Raw genomic sequence first — 17,641 nt, forward strand, 5'->3', positions numbered from 1 at the left:
CCCGGCATTATAATATGGAAAACTATAATAAATTAATGAACTACTTATAATAGGAGAAGTGAAAAATACTTTTACAGGAGGTTTGTTATGCAAACACTCATTTTTGCTTTAGCTTATGGCTCGATGTATGCTCTACTTGCTCTTGCCATAAACATAGTGGTATCTACCACATATATAATAAACTTCGCTCACGCGTCAATCGTCATGACGGGTGCTATGGTAGCTTACTGGTGCATAGGAGTTTACCAACTTCCTTACTTTGTAGGCCTTCTTGCAGGGATATTAGTTAATATCGTACTGAGCATAATAATTTACAAGTTGTGTGTCGAGAAACTCGGTAACCTTCATAATAACATCGGATGGATAATCACTTTATTCGGTGCATCTCTTATACTCGACAATGTAGCTCGTATGATATTTGGACTTCAGGCTAACGCTTTCCCATATCTTTTTGGTGGCCAAAGAATCATCATTTTCGGAGCCAATATCTACATTCACGAGATAGTTATGATACTTATTGCTGCGGCTATAGGGATTTCCTATCAGATGATGTGCAACGGGACGAAAATCGGTCGGGCCTTGCGCGCAGTTTCAGTCAAGCCTGAAGCGGCAAAGTTGATGGGAATAGACAGCAATTTCATGATTATCATATCTTTTGCCCTTGCTGGTGCTGTTGCGGCTATAGCGGGTTGTCTTATAGCCCCGTACACTTACGCCAGCTATATGATGACTTCTTCCATCGGCTTAAAAGGTTTCGCTGCAGCTTTGATAGGAGGTATAGGTAACACCAAGGGTGCGTTCTTGGGCGGCATCGCGCTGGGCCTAATTGAACAACTACTTTCTATTTTAGGAGTACCACCGAGTTTCCTCAATTCATTCAGCTTTATAATCATGATTTTAGTCATAGTTTTCTTACCAGGAGGGATAGTAAATGCAAGAATCTTCAATCGCAGCAAAATCAAAGCAGAAAAAATATAGTGCAGTACTCTATGTGCTCTGGACAGCTTTTGTAGTATTCTCTTTATTAGCTCCTGCTTTCATAGGACGATACTACGTAGGCTATATTCTAGTCATATTTGTATACTGCATTCTTGCAATAGGCTTTAATATTGCGTCTGGATTTTGTGGAATTACCACTTTCTCCACGGGTGCAATTTACGCGGCAGGCGCATATACATCAGCTATCATGTATACTAGCTTAGGCCTCCCCTTCATAGTGTCTGCTTTAATAGGCTCCTTAGTTGCTGGGATAGTAAGTTTTGTCATTTCCCTGTCAGCTTATAAGGTCAACGGAATTTATCTTTCTTTAGTAAGCTTCGGAGTTATCGAAGTCGTACTGCAGATACTAAGCCAAAGCAACTTTACCGGGGGATCTCAAGGATTCCGTGTGGCCAAATGGGTTTTCTTTGGTACACCGGTGTCGCTGAATGCTAAATATTATGTCACTTTCGCCATGGTGGTGATTGTGTTCATCATTCAGAAAAATTTAAGGAAAAGTTTGTGGGGTCGGGATTTCTTGGCCATGAAGGACGACGAAATCGCAGCCTCTGGTGTAGGTATTAATTTTCGTAAAACTCGTGTCATAGGTTTCTTCATAAGTTCAGCCATTTCGGGATTTGCTGGCGTATTCTACGCTACTTACATGGGATATATAAGTCCAGATTCCTTTGGATTCGGCCTTTCAATAATGATTTTACTTATGGTTATCACAGGTGGTTCTGGTACATTATCAGGTCCTATAGTAGGTGCTGTCCTTATTACTGTGGTACCCGAGTTGTTCAATGCTAATCCAGAAATGAAAGTAATTTTTTACGGAGCTATGCTGATTATTATTACTCAAGTAATGCCAAAAGGGATTGTTGGTATTATCAAGGAAAGGTTCAAGGAAATTGAAAACAATAGATATATAGATAAAATCGATCCATATGCAGAAATTGACTTTTCAAAGTACGCGGTAAAGAGTGAAAGAGAGGATGAAGATGTCCTTGTTGTAAAAGGTCTTACCAAGCAATATGGGGGACTTACGGCAGTGAACAACCTGGATCTTACGGTGAAGCGCGGCACCATACACGCTCTTATTGGGCCAAATGGTGCAGGAAAGTCTACTTGTATCAACAACATGACAGGAATAGAAGAGCCAACCAGTGGTGAGGTCTGGTTCAATGGCGAAAATGTTACAGGCATGGAATCCTATAATCTTGTGGAAAAGGGCATGACAAGAACTTATCAGCATGTTCGCCTATTTAACTCTATGTCAGTAATAGACAATGTAACCACCGGATCACGCTTTGATAAACACTACGGGCTTTTCCACGCTTTGTTTCAGACGGGTAAAAAGCATAGATTGGACCGTGAGGCATATGCTGATGCTCAGGAATGTCTCCAGCTTTTAGGTATCGAGGACAAGGCAAACGAAAGCCCTGACAGTATGTCTGCCGGCCAGCAGAAGCTTATGGAGATTGGCCGTGCACTAGTTGCTAAGCCGGATCTTCTGCTACTTGATGAGCCATGTGCAGGACTTACAGAAGTTGAGACTGAGCAGTTCGCTGAAATGATTAAAAAAATACGTAATACTGGAATTTCGATTCTTCTTATCGAACATCATATGAATCTAGTTATGGAAGTTTCGGATTGGATCACCGTTATCGATCACGGCGTAAAGATTGCTGAGGGTACTCCAGAAAAAGTATCTAAAGAACCGGTAGTCCGTACCGCCTATCTTGGAGAATGAGGTGAATAATATGCTACAAGTAAAAGATTTATCTTTCTCATATGGTAAGACAGAGGTTATTCACGGAATATCCTTTGATGTAAAACCTGGAGAGATTGTAACAATAATCGGAGCCAACGGTGCAGGCAAGAGCACTACACTTAACACCATAGTAGGCCTTCAACGCGCGAACAGTGGTTCAATAATTTATAAAGGAACTGATATAAGCAAAACAAAACCGCAGCATCTTGTGAAGATGGGAATCCGTCTTGTGCCAGAGGGAAGGCAAATATTCCCAGCCCATACAGTTGAGGAAAACTTGCTTCTGGGTGCTCATACTGAATCAGATAATAACAAGATCGCGGAGCGCGTGAAAGAAATGTACCATAGGTTTCCGCGCCTAAAGGAGCGTAATAAGCAGTGGGCTGGAACATTGTCCGGAGGTGAGCAGCAGATGCTTGCCATAGCTCGTGCACTTATGACAAAGCCTGAGCTGCTAATTCTTGATGAGCCTTCCCTAGGGCTTGCGCCTATTATAGTAGCTGATGTATTCAAGCTACTGAAGGAGATAAGTAACACTGGAATGACTATCCTTCTCGTAGAGCAGATGGCAAATTCTGCGCTTAAAATATCAGACCGTGCCTTCGTGCTTGAAACAGGAAAAATTATTCTCTCAGGTGACAGCGAGACTGTAAGTAGTGACCCAAAGGTCATCGAAGCATATCTTGGGAGCAAATAAGCTTATAAACTAGTCTTTCTAATATTTTAACTAACAAGTCCTGTATCGTGGGTACATATCGCCTCGACAGGACTTGGTTACTTGCTATATCTAGAGCAACATATATCTTCATAATCTAATATGGCTTGATTTATAAATAGGTATACAAATAGGTATTTGTTACAAACTGCATAAATTAAAGGAAAGGGGTTATACATTCATGAGAACAGCACTAATGGGCGTAGGATCACTTGGGACAATAATTGGGGCATTGGTATCAAAAAACGGTGGTGAGATGACACTCATCGATGCAAATAAGGAACATGTAGACGCACTCAATAAAAATGGTGCAAGGGTTATAGGAAAATTACAGTTGGACAACATACCTGTTAAGGCTATAACCCCGGAAGAGATGGACGGAATTTATGATATTGTCATTATTCTGGCAAAACAGACTTACAACGATGTTGTGTTGCAGCAGTTACTTCCTCACCTTGGTGCCAACAGCGTCGTGTGCACGCTGCAAAACGGCGTGCCTGAGGAATCAGTGGCAAAGGTCATTGGTGAGGAACGGACAGTTGGCGGCATCGTAGGTTGGGGAGCCTCCTATCGAGGTCCTGGTGTATCAGAATTAACCTCAGATGTGTCCGCAATGCGATATGAAATCGGGGAGATTGATGGTAGTAAGACAGAGCAGATCGAAGCCGTTGCTAAAATTCTGAATCTTGCCGGAACCTGTGTGGTGATGGAAAACCTAATGGGGACCCGTTGGGCTAAGGTTATTCAAAACGCTACCCTCAGTGGTATGTCCGCAGCTCTTGGGTCTACATATGCTGAAATACTGGATAATGAAAAGGCAACTTCTTGTGCAGCGCATGTAGGAAATGAGATTGTACAGATTGTTCGCAAGCGAAATATCCAGCTTGAAGACCTAGTTCCGGGCTGGAGCTATTACAACCTAGCGTTTGAGGACACGGAAGGACTCCATAAGGCGAATACTTGGTTACGAGAATATTTCAAGCCCCATAGACTCCTGAAGGCTAGCATGCTTCAAGATATGGAAAAGGGTATCCCATGTGAGATAGACCATATCGTCGGAATCTGCAGTGAGTGGGGTAAAAAAGTTGGCGTACCTACCCCGACATGCGACACAATCATTGATATTGTCAAGGACTTTGAGAACGGTAAAATTCCTATGCCTACGATGCAATGTCTCGATCGTTTTAACCTACCGGAACTTAAATAATCAGATTTACAGGCTGGCGTTGAAATAACGCCAGCCTGCTTCATTTATTTTACTATTCTATTTTAGTCCCAGAATTTCACGGGCCTCATCAGGTGTAGCAATCTTACGATCCACCAATTTCACCATGTTGACAGCCTTAGCGACTGATTCTGCATTAGATTTAGCAAGTACGCCTTTAGACAGGTAAAGATTATCTTCCAACCCAACTCGCATGTTGCCACCTAGAATCATAGCGGTAGTAATAATGTCGAACTGATCTTTACCTGCTGCAGCACAGGACCAGACAAAATTATCTCCCAGCACTTTACATGCTGTATTGTACAAGAAGAGAAGATTATCAACAGTTGCAGGCAAGCCACCCATGACGCCCAGGACAAACTGCAGGTAAACCGGGCCCTTGATCATTCCCTTATTGACAAAATAAGCAATATTGCTCAGCATGCCCACCTCATAAACCTCAAATTCAGGTTTTGTACCGTTTTCATCCATAACTCTTATATAATCTTCAATATCCTTAAAGGTGTTAGCAAAAGGAACATTATAAGTGTTTTTTACGAATGGAATTTCCCAGTCGTACTTGGGATTTTTGATTTTATCTGCAATCGGGGAGAAACAGAAGTTAACTGAACCTGCATTACATGAAGCTAGTTCTGCTTTGCATACTGGAACAGATGCCAACCTCTCTTCGATGGTCATACCAATGGCACCGCCTGTGCTAATACCAACTACAACATCGCAACGCTCCCGAACGCCGTCTGTAATGTATTTCATCAGCTTTGGGTCACTACTAGGTCTACCATCCTTAGGATCCCTTGCATGAAGATGCACGATTGATGCACCTGCTTTATAGGCAGCAACAGCTTCTTCGATGATTTTATCTGGTGTGTCAGGAAGATACTCCGACATGCTAGGGATGTGTACTGCTCCAGTGATTGCTGCTGTTATAATAACTTTCTTTGTCATGATTAATTCCTCCTATTTATTTATTGATATTTTTACTAACCTTAAGTTGATTAAGAAGCCTCTTATTGAATGCATTCTTCATCTCATCACGGGTTTCAACCGGATAAGTGTAGAAGCCTTCGCCACTTTTCAATCCTAGTTTTCCTCGTTTGACCTTGTCTCGCAAAAATTCACAGGCATGTGTAGAATTGTTCAGCGTTCCAAATAAATTGTCTTCAGCTGTACACCAGACATCGAGCCCGCCCATATCTGCAGTTTCCAAAATTCCGGCAGTTGCACTCCGGAAGCCTGGACCAAATTTTAACGCTTTATCAATATCATCAGCAGATGCAGCTCCGATTTCAATCAGATGAAAGATTTCACGAGCCATTGCGTGAAGCATTCTGTTGGCGATCAAACCGGGTATGTCTTTTAATACTTTGATAGGTTGTTTTCCTGCTTTCACATGCAAGTCATAAACTTCTTGAAATACACTATCTTCCATATTTCCAAAATAGGATAGTTCTGCGATTGGGATTAAATGAGCAGGATTGTACCAATGACAAACCATTGTGCGAGCTTTACGTTTTTCAGGTAAATTCTCAATCATTTCATTTAAAGATAGACTAGATGTATTGCTTGCAATAATGGTATGTTCGGGGCAAATCATATCTAACCTTTCGAACAAACTTTTTTTCAGGTCCAGGTTTTCTGGAATTGCTTCGATAACGAAATCTGCGTTTGCGACTGCCTGCTCAAGATTGCTGTACAAAGTAATGTTAGATAGTGTTTTTTCAATTGTGTCATGCTGAATATAGTTCTCATCAGCCATGAAGATCAGTTCGCTTCGAATTTGCTCCATAACTGTGTTGCGAACATTATCAAAAGACTCATATAGATTCACTTTGTAGCCGTGCATCGCAAATACATTTGCTATCCCGTGTCCCATTGTTCCTGCTCCGATTACACTGATATTTTGTATTATCTTTCTCACTCCTTTGTTGCTTTATTTTTATATAGTAAATTAGAATTCACACATATATAATAGCAATTTTTATGCCAAGTCATAAGATAAGGCAATTATCCCATTATTAGATGAAATGTGGGTGTTATAAATATGAAAGTGTAACAAAAACACAACAAAAGCATAACAACATCGTAGTGTTTTCGCTACAAATTTGTTGTGATATGTATTCAGCTGTGATAGAATAAAAGTAAAAATAGAGGAAGTGAAATTATGCATCAACTTATTCAAGCAGCCTTAGAGGCATTCCCTAATTTTGTGATCATTGATAATAGTGGGCGGATTGTGTATTTAAATGATGTATATGCGAAGCTCTTGGGAACGACGAAAGAAATTGCAAGGGGTAAGTTGGTTGATGATGTGATCCCAGATACCAGGCTGCGCACAGTTCTAAAAACAGGAAAAGAAGAAATTGGCTCCATTATGACTCTTTATGATCATTCCAAAGGTCATGAAATTTCAGTTGTGTGTAATCGTATTCCAATCATAGAAAATGAAAAGGTGATTGGAGCCCTAGCAACGACGACAATAAACAATCTGTTTGAAGTTGATAGATTGCATAAAGAGATTGAGGTAATAAAGCAGGAAAACCAGATGTATCAGCAGAAGCTCAATGCAATTGAAAAGAGCATGAATCCGTTAGAAAGGATTGTGGGACAATCTAAAGTGATTAAGAATTTAAAAAAAACAATATTAGATTATGCTGATTCCAATCTGTCGATTCTCATTACTGGTGAGACAGGAGTGGGAAAAGAAGTATTTGCAAAGGCTATTCATCAGGTCAGCAATCGCGTTTTTAATAATTATGTGAAAATCAATTGTGCTGCGATACCAAGCACATTATTGGAATCAGAATTGTTCGGATATGCAGACGGAGCATTTACAGGAGCTGCAAAGGGTGGAAAGATTGGGAAATTTGAACTGGCGGATAAGGGAACTCTGTTACTGGACGAAATCGGAGAAATGCCTATGAATTTACAAGTGAAGCTGTTGCGTGTCCTCCAAGAAAAAGAATTTGAAAAGGTCGGTGGTATCAAGGAGATCCCCTTTACTGCAAGACTCATATGCTGTACAAATCAAAACATAGATACCATGATAGCAGAGGGGAAGTTCCGCCAAGATTTATATTATCGTATTAATATTGTTGAATTGACTGTACCTCCTCTGCGTGATCGTCTGGATGACATTAAGCCATTATGTCAACATTTTCTTTCTCGCATTAATCAAGAAAATAACCTTAACATCCAGGGAATAGATGATAAAGTAATCGAATTGTTTCAAAGCTACGATTGGCCAGGAAATGTCCGTGAGCTGGAACACATCATTGAACGGGCTGCTGTAATCTGCCGTAAGGATATTATCACAATCAAAGAGTTGGATTTTTTTATCGACAAGCTGAATCGCAAAGATATCATACTTGGGTTGGATCGAAATGACAGGGAAAAGCATATGGAGGATTATTCGCTTCGCAAACAAATACAAGATACGGAAAAGGAACTGGTTCTACAAGCCTTACAACAGACCGGTGGAAATAAAACGAAAGCAGCGAAATTGTTAAACATTGATCGCAGCAGATTATATAGTAGATTGAAAAAATATAATATTCAGTGATAACCAGGGCAGGTAACAAACAACTGTTTCGTGTTTGTTACCCGCCCCTAATATCTTAATATCATTTATTATACTATAAAAACAAGAAATATTGAAAGCTTTGAATAACCGTATTTGAAGTCCTGTTGATTGGCTAGTTTTACAAATTGACAAAATATATAAATTATTATAAAATAGCATTGTGCAATTGGTATCTATAGATAAAATAAATACAAAAATATAATAGGAAGAGCAAGTTTTTATATTTATTTGACACCAGTATAGACAGCATATTAAAATGGCTGTCTATTTTTAAAATAAGATGAAAAAGGAGGACTATTTATGGAGTTTAAATTTGATATGGAAAAGAACAAAGAAAAGCTTGAAGAGTTTAAAAGATTCATTAGGGAAAATGAAGACAAGCAAGGAGCTTTGATGCCTGTGCTACAAAATGGCCAAGAATTATTTGGATATTTACCTGTAGAGGTTTTAGAGATGATATCTAAGGGATTGAGCATTCCTTTGTCAGAAATATATGGAGTAGTTACTTTTTACTCCCAATTTTCATTAATACCTAAGGGAGAGTTTAAAATTGGGGTTTGTTTAGGTACTGCTTGCTATGTGAAAGGTTCTCAAGATTTACTAAACAAAGTAGTAGAAGAACTAGGTATTGAATCTGGAAAAACTACGCCAGACATGAAATTTTCTCTAACAGCGACTAGATGTATTGGGGCTTGTGGATTAGCACCAGTTTTATCAGTGAATGATGATGTATATGGAAGATTAAAACCTGAAGATGTAAAAGGTATATTAGATAAATATAGATAAATGGAGGTGTAGGATATGACCACAATTGTTGAATTAAATAAAATTAGACAAGAAGGCTTGAATAGGATAAAACTTCGTCAATCAGAGCTAGGCAAGGAGTTTATTGATGAAAGTCATGGTTTCAAAAAACACCATATTTTGGTTTGTGGTGGGACAGGCTGTCACTCATCTAATGGAGATAAAATAAAAAGTTTAATTGAAGAAAAGATAAATGAAAAGGGATTATCTGAAGACATTCAGGTAATACTTACAGGATGCTTTGGACTATGCGAATCAGGACCAAATATAGTTGTCTATCCTGAAGGTGTATTTTATAGCCATGTTACATTAGAAGATGTTGAAGAAATAGTAGAAGAACATATAGTAAAAGGCCATATAGTAAAAAGAAGATTATTCAAAGAATCCTATGTGGAAGATAAGATTAAACCAGTAAGTGAAGTTAATTTCTATAAAAAACAAACGAGAATTGCACTTAGAAACTGCGGGGTTATTGCGCCAGAAGATATAGAAGAATACATAGCACTTGACGGATACTCAGCATTAGGAAAAATCATTACTGAAATGACTCAAGAAGAAGTAATAAAGATCATGAAAGATTCTAATTTGCGTGGTAGAGGTGGAGCAGGATTCCCGGCAGGCAGAAAATGGGAAGAGGCATATAAATACAATGCAGATCAAAAATATATAATCTGTAATGCAGATGAGGGAGACCCAGGTGCATTTATGGATAGATCAATATTAGAGGGAGACCCACATTCTGTATTGGAAGCTATGGCTATAGCAGGTTATGCTGTAGGAGCAGATCAAGGTTTTATCTATGTTAGAGCAGAGTATCCTATAGCTGTGCAAAGACTAGAAGTAGCATTAGAACAAGCTAGAGAATATGGACTATTAGGAAAGAAAATCCTAGGTACAGATTTTAATTTTGATATTGAACTGAGACTTGGAGCAGGAGCATTTGTATGCGGCGAAGGTACTGCCCTTATGGAATCCATAGAAGGTAGAAGAGGTATGCCTAGGACTAAAATCCATAGAACTGCTCATAAAGGATTATGGCAAAAGCCAACTATAATTAACAATGTAGAAACTCTTGCAAATATACCTATAATATTCCAAAAAGGGGTAGAATGGTTTAGAAATATTGGTACAGAAAAGTCTCCTGGAACTAAGGTATTTGCATTGGGAGGAAAGATAGAAAATACTGGGTTAATTGAAGTACCAATGGGAATGTCTCTTAGAGAGATTGTCTATGGAATTGGTGGAGGTATACCAAACGGTAAGGAATTCAAGGCTGTACAAACCGGTGGACCTTCAGGTGGATGTATACCAGCAGAACATCTAGATACAGCAGTAGATTTCGAATCCTTAGGGGAATTAGGTTCTATAATGGGTTCAGGTGGAATGGTTGTAATGGATGAATCAAATTGTATGGTTGATATTGCTAGATTCTTCCTAGATTTTTCAGTAGAGGAGTCATGTGGGAAATGCGTACCATGTAGAGAAGGTACTAAGAGAATGCTTGAGATACTAGAAAGAATCACAGAAGGAAAAGGTGAAGAAGGAGATATTGAAAGATTAGAGAGCTTATCAGAAACAATGACCTCTGCATCCCTTTGTGGACTTGGTCAATCAGCTGCTAATCCAGTAATTACTACTTTGAAATATTTTAGAGATGAATATGAAGCTCATATAAAAGATAAAAAATGTCCTGCAGGTGCATGTCAGGCATTATTAGAATATTATATTGGAGAAAATTGTATAGGATGTACAAAATGTGCTAAAGCCTGTCCAGTTGGTTGTATAGATGGTAAGTTAAAGGAAAGGCATGTAATTGATGCTTCAAAATGTATAAAATGTGGAGCATGTATGGCAGCTTGCCCATTGAAACCTAAGGCAGTAATTAAGAGATAGATAAGGAGGTAGAATAATGAGAAATGTAACTCTTACTATAGATGGGCAGAAAATAACAGTGCCCGAAGACTATTCAGTGATACAAGCTGCAAAGGAGCTTGATATAGACATTCCTGCATTATGCTATGATCCTAATCTGGATATAGTGGCAGCATGTCGAATGTGTTTAGTTGAAGTGGAAGGAAGTAGAAAGCTTGAGACCTCCTGTTCCCTTAAGGTAAAGGATGGAATGGTTGTACATTCAGAGACAGACAAAGTTGTTCGAGCAAGAAAAGATATTTTACAGATGCTATTGGATAGTCATCCAAATGATTGTCTAACCTGTCAAAAAGCAGGAGAATGTTTATTACAAAAGTATTCATATAGATATGATGTTAAGTTTAGGGATCATGATGGAGCTATGAGACCAGAACTGCTAGATACATCAAGTCCATATATATTCAAAGATAATAGTAAATGCATTTTATGTGGAAAATGTGTTAGAACCTGTTCTCAAGTAAAGGGAGAAAGAGAAGTCCTTGCCTTTGCTGAAAGAGGATATGATACTAGAATAGTATTAGATGCAGATCAAACTTTTGAGACATCAAAATGTGTATCTTGCAATAGATGTGTAACAGTATGTCCAGTTGGAGCTTTAGTAGATAAGAGACAGCTTGGAAAGATAAGAAATTGGGAAGCTGACAAAAAAACAATACAATGTAAGGTATGTGCTTATGGTTGTGAATTTGAAGTATTATCTAAGAATAAGAAAAAAATCGGAGTTAGAGCTAAGGCACCTGCAAATGGTAGACCTTTATGTCTTAAAGGCAGGTTAACTACTGAACTATTGAATATAGATAATCCAGACAAACCATATAGAAAGATTGGTGGAAAATTTGTTGAATCCACTTGGGCAAAGGCTATTGGATTATCAGATGTAATGGAGAAAATAGAAAAGATTGAGAATACAAATGAATAAAAATAATCAAGGTAGGAGGTGAGTGCCATGATTGAACTAAGGATAAATGGTATGAAATATGAGGTAGAAGATGGTACGACAGTTCTTCAAGCCTGCAATAATCTAGGTATAGAAATACCTACTCTATGCCATGATGAAAGGTTAGCACCTTATGCAGCTTGTAGAATGTGTTTAGTTGAAGTAGCTGGATCAAAAAATCTTGTAACTTCTTGTACTACAAAAGTAAAAGAGGGAATGGAGATAAATACAAATAACCCTAAAGTAATGAACGCTAGAAGGGATGTATTAGATTTAATATTATCAAATCATCCAATGGAATGTCTTACTTGTGATAAATCAGGGACTTGTAAGCTACAAAACTATGCCTATGAATACGGTCTTGTGGATGGCAGCTACAAGGGAGAAATGCGAGACAAGAATATAGATAGTTCAAATCATTTTTATTCCTACGATCCAGATAAATGTATTCTATGTGGACTATGTGTTAGAGTTTGTGACGAATTACAATGCACTAATGCTATCGGTTTTGAAAATAGGGGATTTGATACTATAGTGGCTACTCCTTTTAACCAAGGACTAGAGAATTCCAAATGTGTTTCATGTGGAAACTGTGTATCAGCATGTCCAGTAGGGGCATTACTCCCGAAGATAAAAACTAAATTTAGACATTGGGAAACTCACAAAGTCAGGACTACATGCTCCTATTGTGGAGTAGGTTGTCAAATGGACTTAATAGTAAAAGGTCAACAAGTAGTAGGCGTGGAGCCTGCATTTGATACCTTTAACAAAGGACTACTATGCGTAAAAGGTAAATTTGGATATAAATTTATTAGCCACCCAGATAGACTAAAGACTCCATTAATCAAGAAAGATGGAGAATTTGTTGAAGCGACTTGGGATGAAGCATATAGATTGATTGTGTCAAAAATCAAAGGAATAAAGGCTGAAAATGGTCCAGAGGCTTTTGCAGGTCTTTCATCAGCTCGTTGTACAAACGAGGAGAATTACTTATTTCAAAAACTATTTAGAGCAGTGATAGGTACCAACAATGTTGATCACTGTGCTCGACTCTGACATGCCTCAACTGTTGCAGGTCTTGCAACAACATTAGGTAGCGGAGCTATGACTAATAGTATTGAAGAAATACTAGGGACAGATGCTATTTTTGTAATAGGATCAAATACTACAGAAAATCACCCAATAATTGGTGCAACTATGAAGCAAGCTATAAAGAAAAATGGAGCTAAGCTAATAGTGGCTGATCCAAGAAGAATTGAATTGGCAGATTATGCTGATGTATTCTTACAATTGAAGCCTGGAACTAATATTGCATTATTAAATGGTATTATGCATGTAATCATCGAAAGAGGATTACAGGATAAATCCTATATAGAAGAAAGAACAGAAAACTATGAAGAATTAGTAAGACTAGTGAAAGAATATACTCCTGAAAGAGTAGCTGAAATATGCGGAGTAAATGCTGATGATATAGTTAAAGCTGCCATGATATATGGAGAAGCAAAAAAGGCAGGTATATACTATACAATGGGAATAACTCAACATACTACTGGAACTCATGGGGTAATGTCTGTATCAAATCTTGCCTTATTATGTGGTAATGTAGGTAAAGAATCTGCAGGAGTAAATCCTCTACGAGGACAAAATAATGTACAAGGTGCCTGTGATATGGGTGCACTTCCATCTGATCTACCAGGATATCAAAAGGTATTTAAAGAGGAAGTTGCAGAAAAATTTGAGAAGGCATGGAATGCAAAATTATCTAGAAAAGTAGGACTTACTGTTTCTGAAATGCTACATGAAGCAGATGAAGGTAATGTTAAATTCATGTATATAATGGGTGAAAATCCAATGGTTTCTGATCCAGATATAAATCATGTTAGAAAGTCCCTAAATAATCTAGACTTTTTAGTAGTACAAGATATATTCCTTACTGAAACTTGCGAATTAGCAGATGTTATACTTCCTGCAGCATCATTTGCAGAGAAGGATGGTACTTTCTCCAATACGGAGAGAAGAATACAAAGAGTAAGAAAGGCAATAAATCCAATAGGAGATTCTAAACCAGATTGGAAGATACTGATGGATATAATGAATTTACTTGGATATAAGGATAAATACTTTGAACCATCAGAAATAATGGATGAAATAGCTTCCTTGACTCCTTCCTATGGAGGGATAAACTTCAAGAGAATAGATAAGGCTGGTATACAATGGCCTTGTCCTGATAAAGATCATCTTGGTACAAAATACCTTCATAAGGATGCCATAGCAAGAGGTAAGGGACTGTTTATGCCAGTGCATCAAGTAGATAGTGCTGAGATGCCAGATGAGGAATATCCATTTGCCTTTACTACTGGAAGAATATTATATCATTATCATACTATGACCATGACAGGAAGAGTAGAGGGACTTATGAAAAAGGCCTCTACCAACTATGTTGAAGTTAATGAAATTACTGCTAATAAAATAGGTATAGAAGATGGAGATATGGTAAAATTAACATCAAGGCGTGGGGAAATTCAAGTTGCTGCAAGAATTACAGATATAATAGATGAAGATGTATTATTTATGCCATTCCATTTTGCAGAAGGTGCAGCAAACTATCTTACAAGTACTGCAGTAGATCCAATAGCTAAGATACCTGAGCTAAAGGTAGCAGCAGTAAGGTTGGAGAAGATAAATAGTTAGAGGGGTGGTACTATTTTTAGAGTAGGAATAATTATAGCCTCTGATAAAGGTTTTGCTGGAGAAAGAGAAGATAAATCGGGAGAAGCTATTGATAAGATCGTAAAGGCAAAGGGATATATTGTAGAGAAAAAGGTTATAATCCCTGATGAAGAAGATTCTATCATGAAAGAAATGATTCATATGGTAGATGATTTAAAGGTAGACTTAATTCTAACTACTGGAGGAACAGGATTTAGTCCTAGAGATGTAACTCCTGAAGCAACCATAAAAGTTTGCGACAGAATGGCAAATGGAATATCTGAAGCCATAAGAAGTTATAGTCTTAGCATTACTCCAAGAGCCATGTTATCTAGGGCAGTATCAGGAATAAGAAAAGAAACCTTAATAATCAATTTACCAGGTAGCCCAAAGGCAGTTAATGAGTCTTTAGATTATATAATGGATAGTGTAACACATGGGTTAGAAATCCTAACAGGAAAAACTCACGATTGTGCAAGGTGATCATATGAAAAAATTTGGTACGGCTATAATACTTGCTGGAGGTAAAAGCTCTAGAATGGGTTTTGATAAGCAATTTCTAAAAATTAATGAGAGAAGACTTATGGATTCTATCATTAATAAGCTAAATGAAGAATTTGAAGAAATCGTTATTGTCACAAACAAACCAGAGTATTATATAGGCCTTAGCCACAAAATAACTCAAGATATAATAGAAGATAAGGGCCCTTTGGCTGGCATTCATGCAGGCCTTAAGGTGTCCTCATCTCAATTTGTTTTTGTTCTTGCATGTGATATGCCAAATATTAGTATGGACTATATTAGGTATATGAAAGAATGTATAGGAGATAAAAACATAGATGGATGTGTAACTAACTTTGGTGACTGGGTTGAACCTTTTAGTAGTTTCTATTCTATAGATATAGTAGAAGACATAGAGAAACATTTATTATCCAATAGAAGATCAATTAATTCATTACTTGGAAATTTAAAAATCCATTATATTGAAGAATCTATAGCAAGAAAATTTAGTCCAAACTGGGATATGTTTTTAAATTTGAATACTAAAGAAGATTTGAATTATTATCTAAAAAAATACGGGATAATTGAGGTAAAATAATATGAATCCTACTAAGAATATTGATATATTAAGAGTAAAAGGTGAAAGCATTATAAAAGAAGAGGATATTCTTATTATAGAATATCCTTTTACTATATTTTTAAATGATGAAGAAATAATAACCCTCCTATGTAGTCCAAAATCCCTTGAAGAACTTACCCTTGGTTTTCTCTACTCAGAAGGCTTCATCGATGATATCTCCAATGTGGAAAAAATCCAAGTAGATGAATTAAAAGGAACTAGCCATGTCTATGTAAAAGAAAGGAAGTCTTTGGCTGAAAAACTTCAGGGAAAAAGAACTATAACATCAGGCTGTGGTAAGGGTACTTTGTTTTATAATGTATTGGACTCCTTTAAATCAAAAAAGATTGAGAAGCCAATAGATATCAAAATTGATGAAATAAAATCTCTAGTAAAAGAATTTAATCGAAATTCAGAATTATTCTTAAGTACTGGTGGAGTACATAGTTGTGCTTTATGTAGTAAGTCTGCTATACTAATCTTTGAGGAAGATATTGGAAGACATAATGCCTTGGATAAAATACTAGGCAAGGCCTTGATGGATAATATGGATTTATCAGATAAATTAGTCTTAGCATCAGGAAGAATATCGTCTGAAATGCTAATAAAAGTAGCAAAAAGAGGAATACCAGCAATAATATCTAGAGCAGCACCTACCAGCCTTTCTGTAGAATTGGCTAGGGAGTTAAATATAGTGATAATAGGATTTGCAAGAGGAGAAAAAATGAACATTTATTCAAGTTTTCCGAGCTTTAATCTCTAAAGCGGGACAGAGGGACAGGAGCACTGTCCCGCCAAGTCATAGTAATGAGATTAAAGCCTATAGGTATAAGGAGAAATCCTTGTGCCTCCCGTGTTTGGAAAGGAAGATGGTATAACAGCCTTTCTTTAGGCTGCTTTTTTTTCTTCAAAATTAAAAAGGAGAGTGGTATTTATGAAAAAATCTTTAGTATTCTTACTTGCCCTCTTGCTAATCATCACTACAGCTGCATGTGCACCAAAAGAAGAAGCACCAAAAACACCTGAAGTAGTACAAGACACAGAGAAAACACCAGAAGTAGTTGAAGCAAAGGGATCAATTATCCTATCCACCACTACATCTACTCAAGACTCAGGATTGCTAGATTTCTTGCTTCCAAAATTTACGGAAGAAACGGGAATTGAAGTAAAAACTGTTGCCGTAGGTACAGGTAAGGCTTTACAAATGGGTAGAGATGGAGAAGCAGATGTACTTTTAGTACATGCTAAGGCAGATGAGTTAAAATTTGTAGAAGAAGGTCATGGAACAGAAAGACATGATGTAATGTATAATGACTTTATATTAGTAGGTCCTAAGGATAAGGTATTACCTTCCCAGGCTAACTATCCAAATGACATAGTTGAAGGACTAAAGGCTATATCAGCACATGGAGCAAGATTTGTATCAAGAGGAGATGACTCAGGTACACATAAAAAAGAGTTAGCATTATGGAAGGCAGCAGGAATCGAACCAGCAGGAGAATGGTATCTTGAAGCAGGAGCAGGTATGGGAGATGTACTCAAAATGGCTAGTGAAAAACAAGGCTATACTATTTCAGATAGGGCTACTTATTTGAGCATGAAATCAGATCTAGATTTAGACATAATTGTAGAAGGAGATACAAATTTGCTTAACCAATACGGTGTAATACCTGTTGATCCAAGCAAAAATGATAATATAAATGATGAAGGTGCATTAGAGTTTATGAACTGGATGCTCTCTGATAAGGGACAATCCTTGATTAAAGAATTTGGCGTAGAAGAATACGGGGAACCATTATTCATTCCTAACGCAGAATAAATAATAGTGCGACAGGGGGACGGTTTCATTTGGGATGACAATCTGAGA

At 37.6% G+C, this 17,641-nt stretch carries 15 protein-coding genes and 1 riboswitch; of the genes, 13 read left to right on the forward strand and 2 right to left on the reverse strand.

The window, feature by feature from the left end; genetic code table 11:
- The first annotated feature begins 87 nt into the window (after window positions 1-87).
- From RIN63_RS01900 to RIN63_RS01915, 4 genes are all read left to right on the forward strand, one after another.
- Complete coding sequence (locus RIN63_RS01900; protein WP_310442962.1) at window positions 88-978, forward strand: branched-chain amino acid ABC transporter permease; 891 nt, start codon at window positions 88-90, stop codon at window positions 976-978.
- Window positions 932-2,731 (forward strand): branched-chain amino acid ABC transporter ATP-binding protein/permease, encoded by a 1,800-nt coding sequence (locus RIN63_RS01905; RefSeq protein ID WP_310442963.1) that lies wholly within the window; start codon window positions 932-934, stop codon window positions 2,729-2,731. The genes RIN63_RS01900 and RIN63_RS01905 overlap by 47 nt, the downstream gene beginning before the upstream one ends.
- A 10-nt stretch (window positions 2,732-2,741) precedes the next feature.
- Window positions 2,742-3,449 (forward strand): ABC transporter ATP-binding protein, encoded by a 708-nt coding sequence (locus RIN63_RS01910; RefSeq protein WP_310442964.1) that lies wholly within the window; start codon window positions 2,742-2,744, stop codon window positions 3,447-3,449.
- A gap of 199 nt (window positions 3,450-3,648) precedes the next feature.
- Window positions 3,649-4,674 (forward strand): ketopantoate reductase family protein, encoded by a 1,026-nt coding sequence (locus RIN63_RS01915; protein ID WP_310442965.1) that lies wholly within the window; start codon window positions 3,649-3,651, stop codon window positions 4,672-4,674.
- Window positions 4,675-4,731: 57 nt separating this feature from the next.
- Here RIN63_RS01915 and RIN63_RS01920 read toward each other — a convergent pair whose 3' ends face one another.
- Together RIN63_RS01920 and RIN63_RS01925 are read right to left on the reverse strand one after the other, a co-directional pair.
- Entirely contained in the window at window positions 4,732-5,637 is a 906-nt protein-coding gene (locus RIN63_RS01920) for a 3-keto-5-aminohexanoate cleavage protein (RefSeq protein ID WP_310442966.1), read from the reverse strand.
- A gap of 16 nt (window positions 5,638-5,653) precedes the next feature.
- Window positions 5,654-6,610: a 3-hydroxyacyl-CoA dehydrogenase NAD-binding domain-containing protein gene (locus RIN63_RS01925; RefSeq protein WP_310442967.1), complete on the reverse strand. Its 957-nt coding sequence runs from the start codon at window positions 6,608-6,610 to the stop codon at window positions 5,654-5,656.
- 243 nt (window positions 6,611-6,853) lie between these two features.
- Between RIN63_RS01925 and RIN63_RS01930 the strand changes: the two genes are divergently transcribed.
- From RIN63_RS01930 to RIN63_RS01970, 9 genes are all read left to right on the forward strand, one after another.
- The gene (locus tag RIN63_RS01930) at window positions 6,854-8,251 is read left to right on the forward strand and encodes a sigma 54-interacting transcriptional regulator (protein WP_310442968.1); all 1,398 of its coding nucleotides are present in this window, start codon (window positions 6,854-6,856) and stop codon (window positions 8,249-8,251) included.
- Window positions 8,252-8,572: 321 nt separating this feature from the next.
- Window positions 8,573-9,058, forward strand: a complete 486-nt coding sequence (locus RIN63_RS01935; RefSeq protein WP_310442969.1) for an NAD(P)H-dependent oxidoreductase subunit E — start codon at window positions 8,573-8,575, stop codon at window positions 9,056-9,058.
- 15 nt (window positions 9,059-9,073) lie between these two features.
- Window positions 9,074-10,969, forward strand: coding sequence for an NADH-quinone oxidoreductase subunit NuoF (locus RIN63_RS01940; protein ID WP_310442970.1), 1,896 nt, complete (start codon window positions 9,074-9,076; stop codon window positions 10,967-10,969).
- 16 nt (window positions 10,970-10,985) lie between these two features.
- Window positions 10,986-11,927 carry a 2Fe-2S iron-sulfur cluster-binding protein gene (locus RIN63_RS01945; protein ID WP_310442971.1) on the forward strand — a complete coding sequence of 314 codons (942 nt, stop codon included), beginning with the start codon at window positions 10,986-10,988 and terminating at the stop codon, window positions 11,925-11,927.
- Between the two features lie 27 nt (window positions 11,928-11,954).
- On the forward strand, window positions 11,955-14,636 hold the full coding sequence (gene fdhF / locus RIN63_RS01950; protein ID WP_310442972.1) for a formate dehydrogenase subunit alpha: 2,682 nt from the start codon (window positions 11,955-11,957) through the stop codon (window positions 14,634-14,636).
- Window positions 14,637-14,666: 30 nt separating this feature from the next.
- Window positions 14,667-15,137 (forward strand): MogA/MoaB family molybdenum cofactor biosynthesis protein, encoded by a 471-nt coding sequence (locus tag RIN63_RS01955; protein WP_310443332.1) that lies wholly within the window; start codon window positions 14,667-14,669, stop codon window positions 15,135-15,137.
- A 4-nt stretch (window positions 15,138-15,141) separates the two neighbouring features.
- Entirely contained in the window at window positions 15,142-15,753 is a 612-nt protein-coding gene (locus RIN63_RS01960) for a molybdenum cofactor guanylyltransferase (protein ID WP_310442973.1), read from the forward strand.
- Window position 15,754: 1 nt separating this feature from the next.
- Window positions 15,755-16,537, forward strand: a complete 783-nt coding sequence (gene fdhD, locus RIN63_RS01965; RefSeq protein WP_310442974.1) for a formate dehydrogenase accessory sulfurtransferase FdhD — start codon at window positions 15,755-15,757, stop codon at window positions 16,535-16,537.
- Window positions 16,506-16,658, forward strand: a riboswitch (molybdenum cofactor riboswitch). Its footprint overlaps the gene before it by 32 nt.
- A 50-nt stretch (window positions 16,659-16,708) precedes the next feature.
- Entirely contained in the window at window positions 16,709-17,593 is an 885-nt protein-coding gene (locus RIN63_RS01970) for a substrate-binding domain-containing protein (protein ID WP_310442975.1), read from the forward strand.
- The last annotated feature ends 48 nt before the right edge of the window (window positions 17,594-17,641 follow it).

The organism is Tissierella sp. (genome assembly GCF_031460495.1).
GTDB lineage: Bacteria > Bacillota > Clostridia > Tissierellales > Tissierellaceae > JAVKTS01.